This window comes from Psychrobacter sp. AOP31-B2-9 (assembly GCF_052378005.1).
GTDB lineage: Bacteria > Pseudomonadota > Gammaproteobacteria > Pseudomonadales > Moraxellaceae > Psychrobacter.
Genome location: NZ_JBQSXG010000035.1, coordinates 1 through 21,051, shown reverse-complemented (window position 1 = coordinate 21,051; position 21,051 = coordinate 1). Strand labels below are relative to the sequence as shown.

Annotated in this window: 16 protein-coding genes; 10 read left to right on the top strand and 6 right to left on the bottom strand. The window is 44.1% G+C overall.

What is annotated here, in order from left to right:
* Positions 1–541 precede the first annotated feature (541 nt).
* The 3 genes from ACT3SX_RS06090 (at position 542) to ACT3SX_RS06080 (ending at position 4,513) form a co-directional block, all read left to right on the top strand.
* Positions 542–1,864, top strand: a complete 1,323-nt coding sequence (locus tag ACT3SX_RS06090; RefSeq protein WP_192519238.1) for an FAD-dependent monooxygenase — start codon at positions 542–544, stop codon at positions 1,862–1,864.
* Between the two features lie 100 nt (positions 1,865–1,964).
* Positions 1,965–3,254: an FAD-dependent monooxygenase gene (locus tag ACT3SX_RS06085; protein WP_192519239.1), complete on the top strand. Its 1,290-nt coding sequence runs from the start codon at positions 1,965–1,967 to the stop codon at positions 3,252–3,254.
* A 56-nt stretch (positions 3,255–3,310) separates the two neighbouring features.
* Entirely contained in the window at positions 3,311–4,513 is a 1,203-nt protein-coding gene (locus tag ACT3SX_RS06080; RefSeq protein ID WP_192519240.1) for a hypothetical protein, read from the top strand.
* 27 nt (positions 4,514–4,540) lie between these two features.
* On the opposite strand, the gene ACT3SX_RS06075 is transcribed toward ACT3SX_RS06080, so the two are convergent.
* Both ACT3SX_RS06075 and ACT3SX_RS06070 read right to left on the bottom strand, forming a co-directional pair.
* Positions 4,541–5,239, bottom strand: a complete 699-nt coding sequence (locus tag ACT3SX_RS06075) for a hypothetical protein (RefSeq protein ID WP_192519241.1) — start codon at positions 5,237–5,239, stop codon at positions 4,541–4,543.
* Positions 5,240–5,291: 52 nt separating this feature from the next.
* Positions 5,292–6,203 (bottom strand): lysine exporter LysO family protein, encoded by a 912-nt coding sequence (locus ACT3SX_RS06070; RefSeq protein ID WP_192519242.1) that lies wholly within the window; start codon positions 6,201–6,203, stop codon positions 5,292–5,294.
* A gap of 340 nt (positions 6,204–6,543) precedes the next feature.
* On the opposite strand from ACT3SX_RS06070, the gene ACT3SX_RS06065 reads away from it, so the two are divergent.
* The 3 genes from ACT3SX_RS06065 to ACT3SX_RS06055 are packed head-to-tail and all read left to right on the top strand — an operon-like array spanning position 6,544 to position 11,351.
* Complete coding sequence (locus tag ACT3SX_RS06065) at positions 6,544–9,270, top strand: alpha/beta fold hydrolase (protein ID WP_192519243.1); 2,727 nt, start codon at positions 6,544–6,546, stop codon at positions 9,268–9,270.
* Between the two features lie 3 nt (positions 9,271–9,273).
* Positions 9,274–10,479, top strand: coding sequence for a patatin-like phospholipase family protein (locus ACT3SX_RS06060; RefSeq protein ID WP_192519244.1), 1,206 nt, complete (start codon positions 9,274–9,276; stop codon positions 10,477–10,479).
* On the top strand, positions 10,476–11,351 hold the full coding sequence (locus tag ACT3SX_RS06055; protein ID WP_192519245.1) for an SDR family NAD(P)-dependent oxidoreductase: 876 nt from the start codon (positions 10,476–10,478) through the stop codon (positions 11,349–11,351). Before ACT3SX_RS06060 ends, ACT3SX_RS06055 begins: the two co-directional genes overlap by 4 nt.
* A gap of 31 nt (positions 11,352–11,382) precedes the next feature.
* Here ACT3SX_RS06055 and ACT3SX_RS06050 read toward each other — a convergent pair whose 3' ends face one another.
* From ACT3SX_RS06050 to nadA, 3 genes are all read right to left on the bottom strand, one after another.
* A complete protein-coding gene (locus ACT3SX_RS06050) occupies positions 11,383–12,279 on the bottom strand; it encodes a phosphatidate cytidylyltransferase (protein WP_192519246.1) in 897 nt (298 codons plus the stop codon).
* 73 nt (positions 12,280–12,352) lie between these two features.
* A complete protein-coding gene (gene nadB / locus ACT3SX_RS06045; protein WP_192519247.1) occupies positions 12,353–14,263 on the bottom strand; it encodes an L-aspartate oxidase in 1,911 nt (636 codons plus the stop codon).
* A 1-nt stretch (position 14,264) separates the two neighbouring features.
* Positions 14,265–15,404, bottom strand: coding sequence for a quinolinate synthase NadA (gene nadA, locus ACT3SX_RS06040; RefSeq protein WP_192519248.1), 1,140 nt, complete (start codon positions 15,402–15,404; stop codon positions 14,265–14,267).
* 391 nt (positions 15,405–15,795) lie between these two features.
* Between nadA and ACT3SX_RS06035 the strand changes: the two genes are divergently transcribed.
* The 4 genes from ACT3SX_RS06035 (at position 15,796) to ACT3SX_RS06020 (ending at position 20,517) form a co-directional block, all read left to right on the top strand.
* The gene (locus ACT3SX_RS06035) at positions 15,796–16,827 is read left to right on the top strand and encodes an NUDIX hydrolase (RefSeq protein WP_192519249.1); all 1,032 of its coding nucleotides are present in this window, start codon (positions 15,796–15,798) and stop codon (positions 16,825–16,827) included.
* A gap of 171 nt (positions 16,828–16,998) precedes the next feature.
* Positions 16,999–17,859, top strand: coding sequence for a carboxylating nicotinate-nucleotide diphosphorylase (gene nadC, locus ACT3SX_RS06030; protein WP_192519250.1), 861 nt, complete (start codon positions 16,999–17,001; stop codon positions 17,857–17,859).
* Between the two features lie 276 nt (positions 17,860–18,135).
* Complete coding sequence (locus ACT3SX_RS06025; RefSeq protein ID WP_192519251.1) at positions 18,136–18,777, top strand: MarC family protein; 642 nt, start codon at positions 18,136–18,138, stop codon at positions 18,775–18,777.
* Positions 18,778–19,134: 357 nt separating this feature from the next.
* Positions 19,135–20,517 (top strand): NAD(P)-binding domain-containing protein, encoded by a 1,383-nt coding sequence (locus ACT3SX_RS06020; protein WP_192519252.1) that lies wholly within the window; start codon positions 19,135–19,137, stop codon positions 20,515–20,517.
* Positions 20,518–20,732: 215 nt separating this feature from the next.
* Here the strand turns inward: ACT3SX_RS06020 and ACT3SX_RS06015 are convergent.
* Positions 20,733–21,051: LysE/ArgO family amino acid transporter (locus tag ACT3SX_RS06015; protein ID WP_444518797.1), on the bottom strand; the 319-nt coding region annotated here is incomplete at its 5' end.

Below are 21,051 nucleotides of genomic sequence, written 5' to 3'. Positions count from 1 at the left end.
CTATTTTTCAGACAATATGCACTGAAATTTTTGATGCCTAGTCATTCTAGGTGAAACAATTTCGCCATATATTGGCAAAAAATAGTACTGCCCCAAAGGGCTGATGCCAAAACCACCCCAAACGTTGTTGCAAACCTAGCTAAGGTCTCGACATTATCGTCGGCTTGCGCCTAATTTGGTGCAATTTTAGCAATCAGCAGCCCTAATATTTGAATGTTCAACACGCCCTAATGGTTTTTCTGTTCTAATAGGATGCTAGGTTGGCCCTTAGTGGTATAGATTATTAGGCGTTTTTAGTACACGCTTTGTCTACGGTTAAGAGCATGGAGCGATAGGTAATTTGTGGTAGTCTATGAATGATATCATAGCGCTTTATAATTGAATTTAAAATACGAATAAAATAAGCAAGGTCAGAATATTGAAGCGGCTAAATGATAGCTACTAAATAAAAGCCACTAAATGAAAGTAACTGATAACGGCAATAAGTGCCTCATTAACTGCGTATAGCAAGCATGCCTCATATAATAAAGTAGGAATAAGCATGATACAAAATACTGATGTAAATTTATTGAATGCTCAAAATAAAGTTGAAACTACAGCTGACAACCGTCAGGCAATCACGGAGCAGCAAGTACTCATCGCGGGTGGTGGACATGTCGGTTTATCCTTTGCTTTACTGCTAGCGAATCATGGTATTGCGAGCACATTAATAGAAAAAAACCGCTATCCAACCATCAGCCCAAATGATGACCGCAATCGTAGCCATTATTTGGACAGTCGTAATACCGCACTGTCGCGGCGTACGGTACAGATTTACCAAGAGATTGGTCTGTGGGATAAGTTACAAAGCCATGCTTGCCGTATCGATTCAGTACAAATCAGTGAACAAGGTAGCTTTGGTCGCGCACAGCTCAATAAAGCGGAAGAAAAAGTAGAGTCATTTGGTCAAGTAATGGAGAATGCATGGCTTGGGCGTGAGCTTTTATTAGCCGCACAGCAGGCGCCATTGATTACGCTGATTGATAATGCCAATGTCAGCGCAGTGACACAAAAAGCGGATGGTGTCACGCTGAGCTTTAGCCATTACGGTGAAGAGAAAACAGAGCAGCAATTGCAGGGCAGCGTTTTGGTCGCTTGTGATGGCCGTGACTCTACCGTGCGTCAGCTATTGGATATCGGCACGACGACTTATGATTATCAGCAAACAGCTATCGTCGGTGTGGTAGAGACAGACAAGCCGCATGAGCATGTGGCGATTGAGCGTTTTAGCCCAGCAGGTCCACTTGCTGTCTTGCCACTAACGGATCCAGATGGTGATGGCAATAATGAATATCAAAACGGCTATAGACGCTCGGTCGTTTGGGTGTGTCCAAAAGGCGAAGAGACACGTTATTTAGAAGACGATGCGCATTTCTTACAGACGCTACAACACGCTTTTGGTCAGCGTGCTGGCACGTTTGTCGCTGCTGGTCGTCGTGGTGCTTATCCACTGACCCGCGTGCTAGCGGACAAACAGGCAGATGGTCGCTGTGTCATCATGGGTAATGCCGCTCACACACTGCATCCTGTAGCAGGGCAGGGATTTAATCTGTGTATGCGAGACGCCCATGTATTAGCGCAGATGATGAGCGCGCAAGTGCTCAAAGGCGCAGACATCGGCGATCCAACGCTACTTAAGCGTTATGAGAAGGCACGTCTAAGCGACCAAAAACGGGTCATTCGATTCTGTGACGCTGTCGTCCATGGTTTTACTCATCCCAATCCAGTGATAAAGCTAGCACGAAATGCAGCTTTGGTGGCCTTTGATAAGCTGCCAAACATTAAGCCATTGGTGGCGACCTATGCGATGGGATTAAAGTCGTAGTGCTATAGACAATATGCAGTGAAATTTTTGACGCGATTTTAGCGATCAACAGACCTTAATAACAAGCATTCTAATCTTGACTCGTATTGAGAGACACCTTATGAAAAATAACCATACGCTGATTATCGGTAGTGGTATCGTTGGTGCAACGCTTGCGCTAAAACTGGCACAAGCAAAAATGCCCGTGACGTTAATTGATGCTCGTCCAGCACGTGATGAATCAGCTTGGCAAGGTGTGCTGAGCAAACGTGATGCTCGAGTGTATGCGCTGAGCTTGGCCAGTATTAATTTACTAAAAAACGTGGGCGCTTGGCAAAAGATTGCGAGCTCTGAACGTAAGGCTGATTACTCACAAATGCAGGTATGGCAACTGAATGGTAGGGGCGAGCTGTTATTTGGTGAGAGTAGTGATAATTTTGGTGAAAGTAGCGATGGTTCGTCTAATTCTATCATGCCCCCAATGCTCGGTAGTATGGTCGAGCCAGCCGTCATTGAACATGCGTTGTGGCAACGTCTGGGTGAGGGTGATGTCAGTGAGTATCTGACTATTGTCGCTGGGCAAAAAGTGACAAATATGGATTGGTTAGGTACGCAAAAAGGATACCGTGTGACCGTCGATAACGGCACTGTGATTAACGCTCGGTTATTGGTTGGCGCTGATGGTCGTGGCTCATTTGTACGTCAGCAAGCAGCCATAGGACTAGACACGCTTGATTATAATCAAACTGCCATTTGCTGTGCGATCCATACTGAAAAACCGCACCAAGCAACCGCACGTCAAGCGATGCTGCCTACGGGTACGCTGGCGTTATTGCCATTAGCGGATATCACCGACGACGACAAAATCAATCCACAGCATTGGCAGTCGATTGTATGGACGTTGCCGCGCAATCAGGCATTGGCATTGATAGAGGAAGATGACCGTGTTATCGCCGATAAACTGGCTGCTGCCTGTCATTATGAGCTAGGCGCTATCAGTCAGATTGAATCCATTGCTAGCTTTCCACTGACTGCGCAACAAGCGAATAGTTACGTCGCCGATAACTTAGTCTTGATCGGTGACGCAGCGCATGGTGTGCATCCGCTGGCAGGTCAAGGGCTGAATCTGGGTATGCTCGATGTACAAGTATTGAGCGAGCAATTAGCACACGACTTTACTCGTAGTGGCGGTACGATCTGGGGCAGTAATCAAACGTTGCGTAGTTACGAGCGTCTGCGTCGTCCGCATAATAGCCTGATGATGCATAGCTTTTCTGCGCTTAACTGGCTATTCGCAGGGTCGCTTGCGCAATTACGCCCCGTGCAGCAGATACGTAATGAGGGCATGTACCGCGTTGGCAAAATAAAACCGCTCATGAGAATGTTTGCTAAGCAGGCGAGTGGGGTGTAAGAACCTCGTGCTCAATTTTCATTTATCTTAAACCAAATATCTTAAGGTAACCCCTTATGCTCATCCCTAAATACTGGGCGCAATACAAGCAGCGTTTTGATGCGCTAGCCACGGCCGATCGGTCATCAAAGCAAGCAACCATTAAGCGCTATGGCTGGTCAGATATCAGTCAAGCAGAGGCTTTGGCTCATGCTAAGGAACGAGTAAATGAAGCGCATCAACGCTGGCTAGATGGCGAGGATATTGTCAGACGTGAGCGTAGGGAAGAGTATAACGAAAGTAATGGCATTCCTATACGTGAGCAGATTATTTCTGAGCAGAATTTCTCAGAGAATGGTTTAACTAAAGCTGGTGTAGAGAGTCAGGCATCTGATACGCAGCTTGTTGTCACGCGTAACAGTTACGGTGCGCAGGTTGCCAATGTTAATAATATTGCGATTATCGATGTTGATAACGATCAGTTATTGCACTATAAATATCCTGACGATTATGACAGCCGTGGTTATATAACTTTATTAACCGACAATCAAACTCAGCCTGCAGCTAAAATAAAAGTTTGGGTTTTTGTTCTTATTTTTATACTTATTGCCAGTGTCATTTCTTGGTTGGGATTATCATGGTTATGGCTGTTGGTAGTTATGGTAGGTGCGACTGCTTATTTGTGGCAACAAGCCAGTCAAAGAGAAAAAGCGCGTATACAAAAATATGCCGATGATTCTGCTTCGCTATCATCTTTTATAACGGATTTAATTCAGCAGCGCGTTGCCAATCATCCTAATGAGTCCTTTCGTTTATATGAGACACCCGCAGGCTTTCGTATGATTGCCACCCACGACACTATCCCGCCAAGTGATGCATTAGTTTCGGACTGGTTTGAGTATTTTCATGCAGATACTAATTATGTGCGTCTCTGTCAGGCGCAGCAGTGCTTTCGAGCACGGCTCACTGCTAAACCGTGGCGCATGGCTGAGGTTACGGACAAAAAACTGACTAAAGATATCCCTGCCAAAAATTTTTGGTTTGATGCCGAGAGCACAGACGCAGATAGTAGTATTGAGCAACGTCAAAACGAGTTAAAAGCACGTAATCAGTGGATTAACAATTACGATAAGTATGCTAAAAACTATCGAGCGTGCCGTTATATTGAGAGCTTTACTGGTAAGGATACTACCCATCAATTAGAGCATAAAGACATACAGGCATTTATTGAGTGGCACGATAGAGCTTGTCAGGTAGATAAGGACTTGTTATTAGGTTGATAAAGGTATGAGTTAAGATGGAATTATTTATACTGCGGTCACATACATTAACCATTTAAGCTGCTGCTCTGACAACCATTCTTTGTGAAAGTCACTATACAAATCTAGACGATCATCGATAGGCTCATAATTAGTAAAATCGAACGATGCAAATATGCTTCTTATTTCTGTAAAGTATGGCTGTTGCAGCTCCGAAACCGTCTTGTCACTTGGTAACATTGTCAGTAAATAAAAGAGAACGAAACCAGTCCAATCATAGACTATGCCTTTGTTGTTTTGTTTACTAGCTTCTCTAATGATAAGTAATGCAAAGTCTAGCGGTTCATAGAGTGCCACAGTTTCGTCAGTATTGAGGCTATAATAGGGACTGCCAAAATCTACATATAAGCGCTGTGACTCATTGTCCCATAGTGCGACCTCAGGATTGTCAGCTGACCGAATAGCTGTAGGGTTATCATAAACCCATGCATCACCAGCATCTATAAGGCTATCGAAATATTTTGGATACAGATGATATGTTGGGAATTCCTCTATAGCGTAGGCTTGCATATATTGAGTGCTGAGTAAAATATCTTTTACTCTAAAGTGCGTATGGCTTGTATCGAAAGCGGCTTGTAGGTAATAAGCATTATGTATTAAATGGCGTTTTTCTCTGTCAGTACTATCGGCGCTAGCAATGAGTTTTATGGTCTGCTCAATGATATGCTCTACTTCCCACATAGACATGCCGCTCTCCTTTTTTACCAAAGTATATCGATTCAAACGTTCTACTACATTATCACCCCAACGCTGAAAACAATACCATCAATACAGGCGAGATTATATTAATAATAAAACCAAAGCTAATCGCCAATGGCACGACCTTTAAACCGCCTGATTGCTGAATAACTGGCAAGGTAAAATCTAAGCTCGTCGCGCCGCCAAGCCCTACCGCTGCTGACGGATATTTGCGCATAAACATGGGAATAAATATCAAGGCAAAGAACTCACGCACCAAGTCATTAAATAACGCGACACTACCCCAGACCGCGCCATAAGCATCGGTCATGACAATGGCTGACAGCGAATACCAACCAAATCCTGATGATAGTGCCAAGCCTTTCGTCAAGGATACATCACTGAACACTAGCGCAAATATTAAGCCGCCAGCCAGTACTGCTATTGTGAAAATGACACTCATCTCAACGCCGCGTTTATTGAGCATGACTTCTTTGAGCGTAATACCCGAACCCTTTAGCCCAATACCAACCAGTAATATCAGTACCATTAACAGAGCCGTCATGGTGTTTTCAGGTGGCATATAATCAGCGGGTAGGAAATAACCAATCACCATGCCGATTACTACGCAAACGACTTGGGCGAGACTACCACGAATACTGACTTGATGTTCTTTGGATTTGACGCTGGGTTTTTTGGCCTGCCATGGGCGTATGTTGTCGAATATCATTAAAGCCAATAGACCAGAGCCGATAGTGAGAATTGAAAGCACGGCCACATACAGCACAATCTCAGCTACTTGACCGCCTAAGCCCTCGACTTGCGATAGTTCAATACCGATCAGTGCTAAAATGACAAACACTAAGTAGGACAAACCTTTATCCGCAAGCTTTGTCATAGCCGGATTAGAAGGAATGGCAAAGCCAATAAACATTGGCATTAAGACCAAAATAAGGGTGATCAGACTTTGCATAACGGCAGACTCCTGGTTTTAATGAGGCCTTTTTAACAAGCCGATGATTGTATCATATCGATATGTAAATACTGACAGTGGTACACTAGATTCTTTATAAAGCCCGATTTTATCGGGGGTAATTTGATTTATAGTCAAAGAAACATAAAACCGATATGATTGTATTATGGTACTACTGGTACAAATTTTACTTGCTTGCTGTATTCACAGAGGCTGCGAAAAATTTATCCCAGCAGCACTGTAGCGATTTAAAAATACTTTGACTATATAACCACGTCTAAGCATTTACCTAGCAAACTTTTGTTGTTACATTAGGATACCGAAAATACTTGGTAGTACTATGTCGCTATATCAGCTCAAACCTAAATTTCAAGATCAGCTGCGACCAGTCAGTAATTCGTTGGTCGCGCACAATTTTACTGCCAATCAAGTCACTGTGTCTGCGGTACTATTAAGTGTGGGCACGGCTTATGTTATTGCGAAGCCTGCAACCGAGCAGCAAGCGTTATGGCTGCTATTACCTTCATCATTATTCGTACGGATGGCACTCAATGCCATTGACGGCATGATGGCGCGTGAGCATGGTCAAGCATCAACGCTGGGTGCAGTGCTCAACGAAGTGGGCGACATTATCGCTGATACGGTGCTCATTACCAGTTTGGCTCCTCATGTCGCTAAATATGATTTACGAATTAATTCTGAACGACAAACTGGTACGAGTAAATGGTTTAGCACGCAGCGGCATATCAGTAGCATGACGGCATTGAGTATGAGTACCGAGCTGCTCGGTATCGCCAGCAATACAATACTAGGGGCTAGGGCGAACCAAGGGCCTTTAGGGAAAAGTGATCGCGCTTTAATACTAGGCGTGCTTGGTGCTGTTATGGGGAGTAAGCTGCCGTTATCGCGCGCCCATTTCAGCATCACACCGCTATTCATATTGACCGAAGCACTCCTACTCAAAACGTGCTTAAATCGTATACGCTATATGGTCCATTTATACTTGATGCATCAGCCGCCAACACTTCGATCAGTAACGCGTGAGTCGAAAAACAACTCACTATCTATCAACATTGCTTCATCACGTGATACTGCTTTATCCCTGAATACTGCTTTACCAAATAATTATACTGACAACGCCTACCCATTGGAGTTCAAAGAAATGCCAACTACCCCCGTTAATAGTCAAAAACTAAAAGAACAGGCCAGTGTTAGTTTTGAGCAGTCTTCACCCACAGATGTAAATGGTGAAATTATAAATGGTGAAAGTTGCTACAACGCTTATGATGGCACGGCTATTTATTATCGCTATTGGCTCACGATGCCGTTAGTAGATATGCAAAAATCAACGATTAAAAAAGCCGCTCAGCCGTTACGTCAAGTGATCTTATTACACCGTGGGCATGAGCACTCGGGCCGATTAGCCGAGTTAGGACAGCAGTTTGCAGCAGCAGGCTATCAAGTGTTTGCGTGGGATGCGCGTGGCAATGGTCGCTCAGGGGGTATCAAAGACCATGCAGAGAGTGTCACTGAACTAGAGAGAGATTTAGATGGATTTGTGCAACTGGTTATCGGGCAAACTGGCATTGCTATCGAGGATACCCTGATCGTCGCCAGTAGTATCGGTGCGGTACTGGCGGCAGCATGGGTGCATGATTATGCGCCCAATATTCGCGGTATGATACTCGGCACGCCTGCGCTAAGCATTCGCTTGTACATGCCCTTTGCGATACCGTCACTAAAGGTGGCACGTACGCTGGGTTTGATGTCACGTGTCAGCAGTTATGTCAAAGCACAAGTGCTGACCCATGATAAAGACGCGCAGCAAGCCTACAATGCGGATCCATTGATATCGAACAGTATTTCGACTGACTTATTGATTGATACTCATGCCACGGGTCAACGTTTGCTGGATGATGCTGGTGCCATTACCGTTCCGACGTTCGTACTGTGTGCGGGTAAAGATTACGTGGTGGATAAGCAGGCTGAGCGCGCGTTTTATGAAGCGATTGATACGCCTACCAAGCGCTGGCAACTATACCCAGACAGTTATCACGCAATCTTTCACGAAACCAATAAGGCAGATGTGTTTGCCGACTGCATAGATTTTGCTGAGCAGGTCTTTGCTGCGCCAGTACAGGCGCCTGATTTGAGTACCGCGCATTTGAATAGCGCCAGTAAAGACAAGGTAGACCGCTTAGCGATTAAGCCATTTAATCCGAGTTTTGCCATTACTCGTTTTGCGATGCAAAAGTTCGGTCATGTCAGCGATGCGATTGCCACAGGGCTTGAGCATGGGTTTGATTCGGGCCACTCGCTTGATCACGTTTATTACAATCAGCCAAGCGGTCAAAATAAATTTGGGCATGCAGTTGATAAGTTTTATTTAAACAATATCGGTTGGCAGGGTATTCGTATACGCCGCGCACATATATTAGAGCTGGCACGTTTAGCGCTCGCAGATATTAAAGACAAAAACCAAAATAACACTAAACCATATCAACCAAAACTGTTAGATATTGCCAGTGGTCATGGTTTCTACGCATTTGACTTATTGACTGAGTTTACCGATTTGCATGCGGAGCTACGAGATTATGAGATGCATAATATCCAAGCACTGCAAGCGAAAGCCTCTAATTTAGCCATTACTAATCGAGTCGTCGCTTGTCAAAAGGATGCGTTTGACGCCGCCAGTTATCAGCAGGTAGAAAAAACGAGCAGCAGCAAGGTTGATACAGGTTTCGATATTGCCATTAGCTCAGGCGTGTTTGAATTATTTTCTGACAATACGCTACCTGAAACAGCACTGGCTGGGATTTATGACAGCTTAAAAGCGGATGGTTATTTGATTTATACCAACCAGCCGTGGCACCCCGAGCAAGAATTCATCAGTAAAACCTTAAACAACCATCGTGGTAGCAGCTGGGTAATGCGCTGTCGCTCACAAGCGGAGATGGATCAATTGGTTGAGCGTGCTGGCTTTAAAAAGGTTGCCATGCGTATCGATCGTTTTGGTATCTTTACGGTGTCATTGGCGATTAAAACTGCACCAATCGATGATAAATAACACATGACTACTAACCATACCAAGCCTTATGAGCGTGTGCAGCTTTTTTCTGGAGGTGGCTCACGTTTTGGCTATTATCTGGGTAGTTATGCGGCGTTGGTCGAGCATGACCTAAAGCCAGATATGATTATTGGTACTTGCGGTGGAAGCTTATCCGCTTATTTGGTCAAGCTAGCGTCTGATCCTAAAGACTTGCAAGGGCTGATGTACAGCCGTGAGCTCTATTCAGTTATCAAAGCAATTCGCCATGTCACTCCTGATGAGGCCAACAGGCGTGCAAAAATGCGCTATATGACTCATGCACTCAAACGTTTGGGTTTGTCATTATCACATCAATCATCCAAAGCTCAGCTGCATCGGCAAGCAGACAGCTATGCGCGACTCCTAGATGAGTTGCAACAATTGGCGATGTTTCGTATTGATAATGAGGAGCAATGGCTTGATGAGCTATCTAGTTTTGCTTCTAGTAGACAGAGTGACTTTGATGCTAATAAAACAACGCCAGAGATAGCCATTATCGCTAGCCGCCTGTATTCAATGCCTTTCGATAGCAATATGGCTGATGCTCTAGCCAATGATAATTTAAAACTGCAAGAATTGTTGTTTGCACCGCTGCGTTTGGCAGATTATCTGTCAGACCTACCTACCGAGCTAATGACATCACCTGCGCATGCCTTTGCCAGTGAGCGGATACATCCGCCTGTTAAGCTCCTGACCCAATGGGATATTCAGTCAGTGGTTCGTGCTTCTATGGCAGACATGTATTATTTACCGCCCACCCATATTACAGAGCTTGGTTGGTGCTTGGGCGGCGTGATTAACCTCACGCCTATTGAGCTGGCCTGTCAGTTGGCTGAAACGGTATTTGCAGAGACCAAGGATGGTTACGATGCGTGGCTTGCTGCACCTGCCATTAAACGGGTTTTTGGTTTTGACCCAAATGCGCGCTTGGCCACAGTACATAGTTATCAATCGCAAGCCGCACTGTCAAAAGTCACCTCGCCAAAAGCAACACAGCCTCATTGGCTACCATTTGCCGATAATGCCCAGCAGCTGACGGGTCAAAATGTGCATAAGCGTTTTAATCTACAGCAAATGACCGTCGAGCTGATACATGCTGACTATGATGGCTTTGTGCAGCAAATGCAGGCGCAATGGCAGTATGGTTATCAGCGTACGATCGATTACATACAGCAGCATCAATTATGAAAACTTACGCAGAAGATAACGCTAAAAATCACGCGCCGCATATCATTGTCATTGGTGGTACAAGTGGGATTGGTTTGGCACTGGCTGTGCATCATTTTCAGCTTGGCTGGCAGGTGAGCGTGGTTGGGCGTCGAATGGCAAAGATAGAGCATATTAACAGCCAGTATCCGACTATCAGGACTTATGCTTGTGAGCTGACTGATGACACTCAAATAAAAAATCTATTAGAGAAATTATCGAGTATACGCTTTGACAGGCTGATTTATAGTGCGGGCAGCTATACCAATGAGCGTACGCATCAGTTGAATCAAGCAGACAGTGATAAGATGTTAGCGATTAATCTGCAAGCGTTTGAGCAGATATTTAGCTGGGCCAGCAAGCAGTTAAAGCAGCAAAGCCAGCCGATCGATGTCTTTAATAACAATATTACTAATAGCAACGTTACTCACAATGATGTCACTCACAACAACGCCACTAATAACCTTAAGCCAAGCCTTATTTGCTTGGCATCCATTGCGGGTACGCTCGATTATCCCTATGCCAGTCTTTATGCCAAAAGCAAACGCGCGATGATAGCGACGGCCAGTGCTTATCGATTGGCGCTTGACCCTTATAATATTCAAGTGACGTGCATTGCTTCAGGTTATATCGATACCCAAGCATTGCGTGATTTGAATGATGGTGATGCCAGTCACAAACCATTTATCATGAGTACGCAAACAGCGGTAACAAATATCATGAAAGCGATTGACGACGATGTTGAGTTGGCCGTGTTTCCAAAATCGATGCGCTACATTACTCGCACGCTAAACCATTTACCTAAGCCTGTGCTCAATTGGATATTACGTAGTAAGCTAGATAAGCCTGCTTAACCAAGCATTGTCTTAATCAAAAATAGACCGCTCATCCAAATATCCAGTAGAACAAGGTAAATAACGGCACCCCAATTAGTAAGCTATCCACCCGATCTAATACGCCACCATGTCCAGCCAGCATCGTACCAGTGTCTTTTACCCCATGTTGGCGCTTAAATGCTGATTCTAATAAATCCCCCGCAATACCGCTCACAGCCAAGCTGTAGGCTGCCAGTAAGCAAACCCACCAGCTAAAAGGCGTGAGTAATAATCCTAGAAACGAAGCCAATATAGCCGCACAAAAACTGCCAAAAATAGCGCCTTCAATGCTTTTGTTTGGGCTAATGGTTGGGGCAAGGCCTCGTTTAAACCATTTCCGGCCTAGTAATCGTCCACATAGATATTGAGCAATATCGTTGAACTGACTGGCAAATAGTACAAACAGCAATACGCCATATTGCTCACGTTGCCAGGTTAGTTGTTGTAAGGCGATAAGGCTGATGATCAGTAAAATAAAAGCAGCGCTAAAGACGATGTCTAATATATTTAAATGTGCAGATGCATCGATAGGTGCTGAGATAAGGGCTGAATGTTTCTCATCAATGCCATTTTTCGGTTGTAGTCCGCGCGCCTGTAGTTTACGAATGAGACCCGCTTTGCCATTTAAGCACCATAAGCGTTGAAGCTCGTAGCATCCGCGTAGACCGATTAAAACAAAAAAAGCAATGAGTAGCCACTGGTAAGGATGATAGTGAGCGTATGGTTCGTGATACTCTAGCTTAGCAACGATATAACATAGACATAGCGCGGTCAGCATAAACCACCACGAGCGGGTAATCAGATAAATTTTAGGTAGGCGAGCTCGCAGGCGAGGTAGGGCAAGCATCCCCCAAACTAAACTTACAACGGTCATGAGTCCGATGACAAACAGCAGATCAGTAGACATATTTTCAGCACTTTAAAAGGTGTAATCAATTCCAAATAGATTGGATACGCTGTCAGAACCGCTCAGTCTACTTTTAGATAGCAGTTATTGTGCTAGATTCTGACTGGTTGATTATAGGCTGAATCGACCAATTAATGCTACCTTCTCTCGTACCTAATAACGGCTCAAGCACACTTACCTGAGGAATAGTCGCTATATCTGGGTAGTCCTTTCGATAATGACCACCGCGACTTTCAAGACGTTGATAAGCCGATTGAACGATTAATGTCGCCAATTGTAATTGCCTTGCTAATTGGAAATGTGAGAGTGGTTGAGAAGCAAGGACTCTGTCTGTTTTTATGGATATTTGTTTTCTATTTATCTCATTATGATGGTTGTTACAGTTAGCGTTATTGGCACTGCTATGAATAGCACCTAAATCAGGTTTTGCTAGCCACTGTTGCCATTGTTGTATCTGTACAAGTGCGTCTTCTAACTGCTCAGCATCACGAGTAATACCCATATTGGCTGTCATCAATCGCTTTAATGCAGCCGTTTTTTCGGTGATTGCAGTATTAAAATGGCAGTATCGTCTAGCTCTATAATGATCAGGTAGGTTGGGGGCTGACGGTGTGCTATTAGGAACGATAATTGACTGAGTGTTTTCAATTACAGGTGGTGTCCAAGCATCAGCTAAGACTTGAGATGAGTGTGTGTTATTGGGCAAAGGATTTAGTTCAGATGTTTTTGCTAAATAGCGCGGCAAATCAGCGGCGATATTTCGTCCAACCACCACACACTCTAACAGTGAATTACTGGCTAAACGGTTTGCTCCATGCAAGCCTGTATACGCCACTTCGCCTGCGGCATAAAGACCAATGACATCAGTCAAACCATTGGCAGAGGTAACCACGCCACCACAGCTATAATGAGCGGTAGGAGCCACTGGTATAGGCGCTGTCGCAATATCAATGCCAAGCGTTAAGAGGGTTTGATAAATTTGTGGGAAATGCGCTTGCAAAAAATCTGTCGGTAGGTGGCTAACATCAAGGTGTACGTAGCCCATATCATTGTTTTTAATTTGCTCAGCGATTGCTCTTGCGACGATATCTCGTGGCGCTAGTTCTACGCGCTCATCAATATCGAGCATAAAACGTTTGCCTGTCTGCGGGCAATACAGCCGTCCACCTTCACCGCGCAGTGCTTCAGAGATTAAAAAGCTGCTATCGCCTAATGCCAGTCCTGTCGGGTGAAATTGAATAAACTCTAAGTTTGCCAATCGGCAACCTGCTTGCCACGCCATCATCACGCCATCACCGACACAGACATTTGGCGCACTAGCTCGTTTAAATAGCTGTCCCAAGCCGCCACTGGCCAGTACGACAGCTTGACTATAAACCGTAAGCTGACGTTGGTTGTTATGATCAAAAACAAGTGCCCCTTGGCAGCGGTTATCTCTATTATCTTTCAGTAGACTTAACGCCTCATGATGAGGCAGTATGGTAATGTTGGATGCCGCTTTCACTTTTATGATCAAGGCTTCCATAACATGTCGCCCAGTAGCATCCTCAGCGTGGGCGACTCGTCTACAGCCATGCCCACCTTCTTTGGTTAGATGTAGGTCACTGGTTGTTAAGCTATTCGTCCGCTGTACTTTATTTGCTGCTATCGCATGTTGCTGTAGGGTCGGCGTAAAGGGAACGCCTTGCTCACATAACCATTGAACCGCTTGCTGTCCTGCACTGAGGATATCAGTGGTATTATTGGCGTCACATAATCCTGCGCCAGCGATGAGCGTATCGCTAATATGGTCGGTAACCGAGTCGTTTTTATCCAAACTGGCCGCAATACCACCTTGCGCATAATGACTTGAACAAACCTCTAGATCGGCTTTGCTCAGTACCATGATGCTTAGTGATTTTGGTAGTGATAGCGCAGTACTTAAACCAGCCAGTCCTGCACCGATGATTAGCACGTCTGTTTGCTTGATATTATCCGCGCTCATACTAGGCTGCCCCAACGTTAGCGAATAGCGCACGGTCTTTTATGATGTCACCACTGGCAGCGACTTGTTGCTTTTGTGCTTCGGCAAAATCAAGCATACGTTGTAAAGGTTTGCTAGCTGCTGCTGCCAGCTCAGGCGTCATCAATACTTCACCACTACGCTGCGTTAAGCACTGTTCAATACCTTTTAGACCATTCATTGCCATCCAAGGACAAAACGCACAGCTCTTACAACTGGCGCTTTCGCCTGCGGTTGGTGCGGCTAAAAACCGTTTGTTTGGTGAGCGTTTTTGCATCTCGTGCAAGATACCCAAATCAGTCGCCACAATAAAGGTATCGGCATCCATCTCATAAGTTGATTTTAATAATTTGCTAGTGGATCCGACCACATCGGCAAGCTCCACCACGCTATCAGGTGACTCAGGATGGACTAATACCTTAGCGTTTGGATATCCTTCTTTTAACTGCAACAGCTCAGTAGCTTTGAATTCATTGTGTACCAAACAAGAGCCTTGCCACAGCAGCATGTCTGCACCAGTCTCACGCGCAATGTATTTGCCCAAGTGACGGTCAGGGCCCCAAATGATGGTTTCACCTTGGGCATGTAAGTGGCGGACAATATCGATACCAACAGATGATGTCACTACCCAATCCGCACGGGCTTTGACCGCAGCGCTGGTGTTGGCATAGACCACGACCGTACGCTCAGGATGGGCATCACAGAATGCGGAAAATTCATCAACAGGGCAGCCCAAATCAAGCGAGCATTCGGCTTCTAAATCTGGCATCAGTACCGTCTTTTCCATACTCAGTATTTTGGCCGATTCGCCCATAAAGCGTACACCTGCGACTACCAATGTCTGTGCGCTATGTGCTTGACCGAAGCGTGCCATCTCAAGTGAGTCACCAACGCAACCACCAGTCGCTAATGCTAAATCTTGAATAAAAGGGTCGACATAATAATGTGCGACCAGTACGGCATTGTGTTCTTTTAGCAGTTTCTTGATATTAGCCTCAACCACCAAACGCTCAGATCGTGGCAGATCTGCTGGCATTTTTGCTTTGGCATATTCGATATTCATGCGTGCGGCAATATGATTATCATGGCTCATGATGGGTGCGTCATACGGATAAGTTTTCATAAGTACAAACCTCTAGTGCAGTAACGACAAGTCATCTGCCGCTAAAAGTGATATCAACCTCAAAATACGATTGGCTGTGCCAAATTAGTCCAATTTAAGACATCGTATTGACAGGTTTTTAATTATGCTCTTTTTGAGCATAAATACAAGTGGTTTTTTATATACTCCTTTTAATAGAGTATGTATTTGTGCAAAATGCTTTCTCTCACTTCTCACTTTTAGCCGTCGATGTTCTTTTAGCAGTTGATGTTTACAACGGTAGACTGTGATAGTTATAGATTCACGCTATACTAAGTCATACGATAAATAATAAGTGTGATGGACTTTTTATTGCACGTTAAAAGATAAAGTTTATTGCACGCTAAAAGATAAAAGGATAATTACTAAAATCATGACGTTGTCTTATTCACATGCGCATCAGCAGGGTAGCGGAACCACTGAGGTCGTTGCGGTTCTAGTTGCGATTACAGATCATACGGCACGAGTACTCACAGTTGATCAAGGTAAATTGTTGCCTAATGGACCACTCATGCCTTTACATCGCTCGCTACAGTCTGGCGTACGGCAGTGGGTAGAAGAACAGACGCAGCAGCCACTGGGTTATTTGGAGCAGTTATATACCTTTGTCGATACCAATAGGCGTAACGTCGATGGTCATGCGTTGGTCTATGTGAGTTACTTGGGATTGGTGCAAGAGACGCAAACGCAGCAGCTGCAAAGCAAGGCAGTATGGCGAGATTGGTATGATTATTTCCCGTGGGAAAATCACTTGGAAGGCAAGCCTGATATCATTGTGAATCTCATTGTGCCTGCATTGTTAAATTGGGCAAATGAGGCCGCTGATTCAATCACGCAACAGCGGCGGTATCAGCGTATTGGTTTGTGTTGGGGGTTGAGTGAGAGGTTTTTAGCAGATGACGATATTGAAAACATAGAAGCTATCAATAAAAATGTTAGCGAGCATATCCATGACAGTAGAGAATGGGTTGCTGAACATGTGTTACTGCGCTACGAGATGCTTTATGAGGCAGGATTGATTCCAGAGTCTACTTATTACCAGCCACAAAAATTGCCAAAAGACTGGGCACAGATAATAGGTACGCCGATGTATTATGATCATCGCCGAGTGATTGCTACGGCTATTTCAAGGCTGCGTGCCAAGATTGAATATCGCCCGCTTATCTTTGGTTTGATGCCAAATGCCTTTACCTTGTCGCAATTACAGCAGAGCGTAGAAGCGCTCTCAGGAGTGCGTTTGCATAAGCAAAACTTTCGCCGTCTGCTAGATTCTCAGAATCTAGTAACGGAGACAGGGGAGAGTAGTAGTGCGCAGCGTGGTCGTCCTGCCAAGCTTTACCGGTTCTGCCATGATATTGAACTACAAAGTTTATTGATGGATAGCAAATTGCCTAAGCGCAAATAAACATTCAAATATTATTGCACTCCCTAAACTACTATTATGTTCTATGCCTATCGATTTTATCAACCGCATGAAATAGTGTCATTTTCTTGCAGGGTCATGAACTTTACGTTATATTTATGCTCACTTTGAGTTTAATACAACAGAATAGCAGCATTATATTAAGGGTTATCTATGACAAGTAACAAAGAACCTGCATTGAATGACGTATTGCTTATACCTCTAGTAGAAGCTGCTTTAACCGAAGATTTGGGTCGGCGCGGAGATGTGACCTCCCAAGCCACGATTCCTGCTGATATGCATGCCCAACTAGAGATTAGAGCGCGGCAGGTAGGTGTGATATGCGGTATGGATTTGGCACGTTTGTCCTTTGCACTGGTTGATGCTCAGATTGAGTTTACCGCTCAAGTTGATGATGGTGAGCTGGTTGACGCTGGTACCGTATTGGCTAGTGTTCGTGGTAATGCGCGTCATCTGCTAACGGCAGAACGCACGGCGCTTAATTTTATGACTCATCTCAGTGGGATTGCGACAGAGACCCGACAAATTGTAGATAGCGTGGTTGATTATCCAGCGCAGATTACCTGTACACGTAAAACCATACCAGGCCTACGTATTGTCCAAAAATACGCAGTACGATGCGGTGGCGGGCGTAATCACCGTCTAGGATTAGATGATGCTATCTTAATCAAAGACAATCATATTGCCATTGCTGGCGATATAAAAAAAGCCATTCAGCAAGCCCAAAGTTTTGCAGGTCATCTCATTCCCATTGAGGTAGAAGTCGATACTTTAGAGCAACTAGCGCAAGCATTAGATGCTGGGGTGAGTTTGGTTCTTTTGGACAACATGTCACCTGAGCTATTATCACAAGCTGTGGCTATGTGCCAAGGTCGAGCTAAGACTGAAGCATCAGGTGGTATCACGCCAGATACCGTTAAAGCGGCTGCCCAATCAGGTGTGGATTTTATTGCTATGGGCTACCTAACGCACAGTAGCACGGCATTAGATATTGGTTTGGACTTTCATGCATAGATAATATAACTATAGGTGATCCACTATAAAATAAATACAGCGATACGGGTTACATTTTTCGCAGCCTCTGTCTGCGTAGGCACAGCAAGCAAGAAAAATGTATCTCTTTTATTTAGGACTGACTATACATAAAGTTAATGATTTAATTGGCTTATCTCCCTATGCTACAATATAAGCCACAATGCTATTTTCACCGTTTATTGGGTCATCGTTGCACTCGCACGATGGCCTTAATTTTTTCAGCAGTTGTATCTCAAATAAACAAGTGAGTGCTCAGTGAATACTGAAATCATCAAGATAATCTTAGCCTTTTTGGTATTGATTAATCCGTTTAGCGCCTTGACGTTATTTTTGGATTTAACCCGCGGTTATTCAATGAATAATCGACGTAAAGTTGCGCGTGTTGCCTGCTTGACGATTTTTATCACGATCAGTTTTTTTACCGTAGCAGGTGAGGTTTTACTAAACGCACTTGGTATCTCGATAGGTTCGTTTCAGTTGGCAGGTGGTATCTTAGTATTTCTAATTGCCCTCAATATGATGAATGGTGAAGGCAATCCAGTTAAGCCTGACCAAGAAAACTTCGATGTCGATCATGTACAAGATTCACCAGCTTCGATGGCAGCTGCTGTGGTTCCTCTTGCTATTCCGATGATGATTGGACCTGGTGGTATTTCCACGGTTATTATTTATTCTGCCCAAGTCTCTGGTGTGAAGGAAGTATCTGCCATCATGATTGCTGGACTGTTTATTAGCTTGTTTTGCTATGCAGCATTAATGGCCGCAGGTCGCATCAGCCGTTTGTTAGGAGATACAGGGCTTAACATCATGAGTCGAATTATGGGTATGCTACTGGCTGCAGTCTCTATCGAAATCATCGTAAACGCATTACGTACTTTGTTTCCTAGTTTGGCATAATGGCTTTGTGTATCATATCAGCGTCAATTTTTATCCTTTCACCCTTCAGGCTGTAGAAAAAATGACAGCCTACTGTTCGTTAAAGCTAGTTATCAGTTTAAATTGGTCATCAGTTAAATCTAACATCAAGAACTAATATCAAAAATATATCAAAAAACTGTCAATTAAGATGAGTTGTCAGTTGCCTTTTACTACTTCCTGACTATTACAAAACCGAGAATTTGATTAAAAAAACCATTTTTTACAGCGTAGCTATGCCTAAAATAATAGCGATAAATCACCAAAAGTATTGAGAATAAACATCACCTATAAAAATATGTTAGATTATAAAGACAATTAATACTATAGGAGCTAACTTTGAGTAATAAAAGAATTGCTATTTTAGGCGCAGGTCCAAGTGGCTTAGCACAATTACGCGCTTTCGAAGCGGCCCGATTGGCTGGTGCTGAAAACTTACCTGAGATAGTTTGTTATGAAAAGCAAAATGCCATCGGCGGTATGTGGAATTATAGTTGGCGTACCGGTTTAGACAGAAACGGTGAGCCTGTTCACGGCAGTATGTACCGCTATTTGTGGTCGAATGGCCCAAAAGAGTGCTTAGAATTTGCAGATTATTCATTTGATGAACACTTTGGTGAAGCCATCCCTTCATACCCACCACGTGAAGTGCTAAAAGACTACATCATGGGTCGTATCGACAAGCAAGACATCCAAAAATATATTCGCTTTGAGTGCCCTGTACGTTGGGTAGCATTTGACAATGACACGCAAAAATTCACTGTGACAGTGATGAACCATAAAACCAATGAGCAAGAGGTCGAAGAGTTTGATTATGTCGTGGTAGCGACTGGTCATTTCTCAACGCCAAACATGCCGTATTTTCAAGGTTTGGAAACTTTCCCAGGTCGCATCCTCCATGCGCATGATTTCCGTGACGCATTGGAATTCAAAGACGAAGATATTTTACTGATTGGTAGCAGTTATTCAGCCGAAGATATCGGTACGCAGTGTTATAAATACGGCACCAAATCAGTCACTATCAGCTATCGGACCCAAGCTTTAGGTTACGATTGGCCTGATGGTATTAAGGAAGTGCCTTTAGTGACTCATTTTGAAGATGATGTGGCGCACTTTGCCGATGGCACGAGCCAAAAATTTGACGCCATTATTATGTGTACAGGGTATTTGTTCCATTTCCCGTTTATGCCAGATGAGCTACGTCTGCAAACGCATAATTGCTTGTATCCTAAGAATTTATATAAAGGTATCTTTTGGCAGCCCAATCCAAAGCTTATTTATTTGGGTATGCAGGATCAGTATTTCACCTTTAATATGTTTGATGCACAAGCGTGGTATGCCCGTGATGTGATTATGGGTGATATTAAAATACCTGATTTGGCGACACGTACAGCAGACGAGCAAGAATGGGTGGCAACGTATGCTAAGTGCGCGACGGTTAGCGATTCCATTGACTTTCAAGCCGCCTATATTCGTGATTTGACCAATGCAACAGATTACCCAGAGTTTGCGGTAGAAAAGCAGGGTGATATCTTAAAAGAATGGCAAATAGACAAAACCGACAATATCATGACCTTTAGAGAAAAAGGTTATCGTTCGACATTGACGGGTACGTTATCCCCTGAATTACCAGAGCCGTGGTTGGATGTGCTTGATGATTCGCTTGAGCACTTTTTGAATATGTCGCTTGTGAAGCCCAAAAATCGTAAAAAAGCGTCGTAAATAAGTAGCATCGTTAACAATGATTATTGTCTAAAAAGATAAAAGCCAAATACGTTTCAGCGTGTTTGGCTTTTTTTGTGAATGGTATATATAGCGGCCATATTAACCATAGTCGGTTCAATATAATTTGGATACAAGGAAGGCGAGTGAAAATACTACAACTCGTAGACTAAGCAAGCCTGACACCGTATCCAATTTATAGAGGATTGACTATATTAACTATTATATAAGTGCCACGCTAAGTACAGCATCAGTATGCCGACCAATCCGTCGAGTATATTCCATGCTTTTGGTTGGGAAAATAATGGTCGAAGCAGTCGTGCAGCATAACCTAAGGCAAAAAAGAAACAGAACGATGCACTGACGGCACCCACACCAAATGCCAGTTTGCTACTAGCACCTGTTGAAACCATGCCAACGAGTACCAATGTATCTAGATAGACGTGTGGATTGAGCCACGTAAAGCCAAAACACAATAACAGTGCTTTTTTTAAGCTGGTAACGGCTTGACCATCCACTGTTAATGCATGTGAG

Excerpts from the sequence above, each read along its gene's own strand:
- nadA (WP_192519248.1), bottom strand. The coding sequence starts at position 15,404 with ATGAAAACTTATCCGTATGACGCACCCATCATGAGCCATGATAATCAT.
- ACT3SX_RS06050 (WP_192519246.1), bottom strand. The coding sequence starts at position 12,279 with ATGTCTACTGATCTGCTGTTTGTCATCGGACTCATGACCGTTGTAAGT.
- ACT3SX_RS06085 (WP_192519239.1), top strand. The coding sequence starts at position 1,965 with ATGAAAAATAACCATACGCTGATTATCGGTAGTGGTATCGTTGGTGCA.
- nadC (WP_192519250.1), top strand. The coding sequence starts at position 16,999 with ATGACAAGTAACAAAGAACCTGCATTGAATGACGTATTGCTTATACCT.
- nadB (WP_192519247.1), bottom strand. The coding sequence starts at position 14,263 with ATGAGCGCGGATAATATCAAGCAAACAGACGTGCTAATCATCGGTGCA.
- ACT3SX_RS06060 (WP_192519244.1), top strand. The coding sequence starts at position 9,274 with ATGACTACTAACCATACCAAGCCTTATGAGCGTGTGCAGCTTTTTTCT.
- ACT3SX_RS06035 (WP_192519249.1), top strand. The coding sequence starts at position 15,796 with ATGACGTTGTCTTATTCACATGCGCATCAGCAGGGTAGCGGAACCACT.
- ACT3SX_RS06065 (WP_192519243.1), top strand. The coding sequence starts at position 6,544 with ATGTCGCTATATCAGCTCAAACCTAAATTTCAAGATCAGCTGCGACCA.
- ACT3SX_RS06070 (WP_192519242.1), bottom strand. The coding sequence starts at position 6,203 with ATGCAAAGTCTGATCACCCTTATTTTGGTCTTAATGCCAATGTTTATT.
- ACT3SX_RS06055 (WP_192519245.1), top strand. The coding sequence starts at position 10,476 with ATGAAAACTTACGCAGAAGATAACGCTAAAAATCACGCGCCGCATATC.
- ACT3SX_RS06080 (WP_192519240.1), top strand. The coding sequence starts at position 3,311 with ATGCTCATCCCTAAATACTGGGCGCAATACAAGCAGCGTTTTGATGCG.
- ACT3SX_RS06090 (WP_192519238.1), top strand. The coding sequence starts at position 542 with ATGATACAAAATACTGATGTAAATTTATTGAATGCTCAAAATAAAGTT.
- ACT3SX_RS06075 (WP_192519241.1), bottom strand. The coding sequence starts at position 5,239 with ATGTCTATGTGGGAAGTAGAGCATATCATTGAGCAGACCATAAAACTC.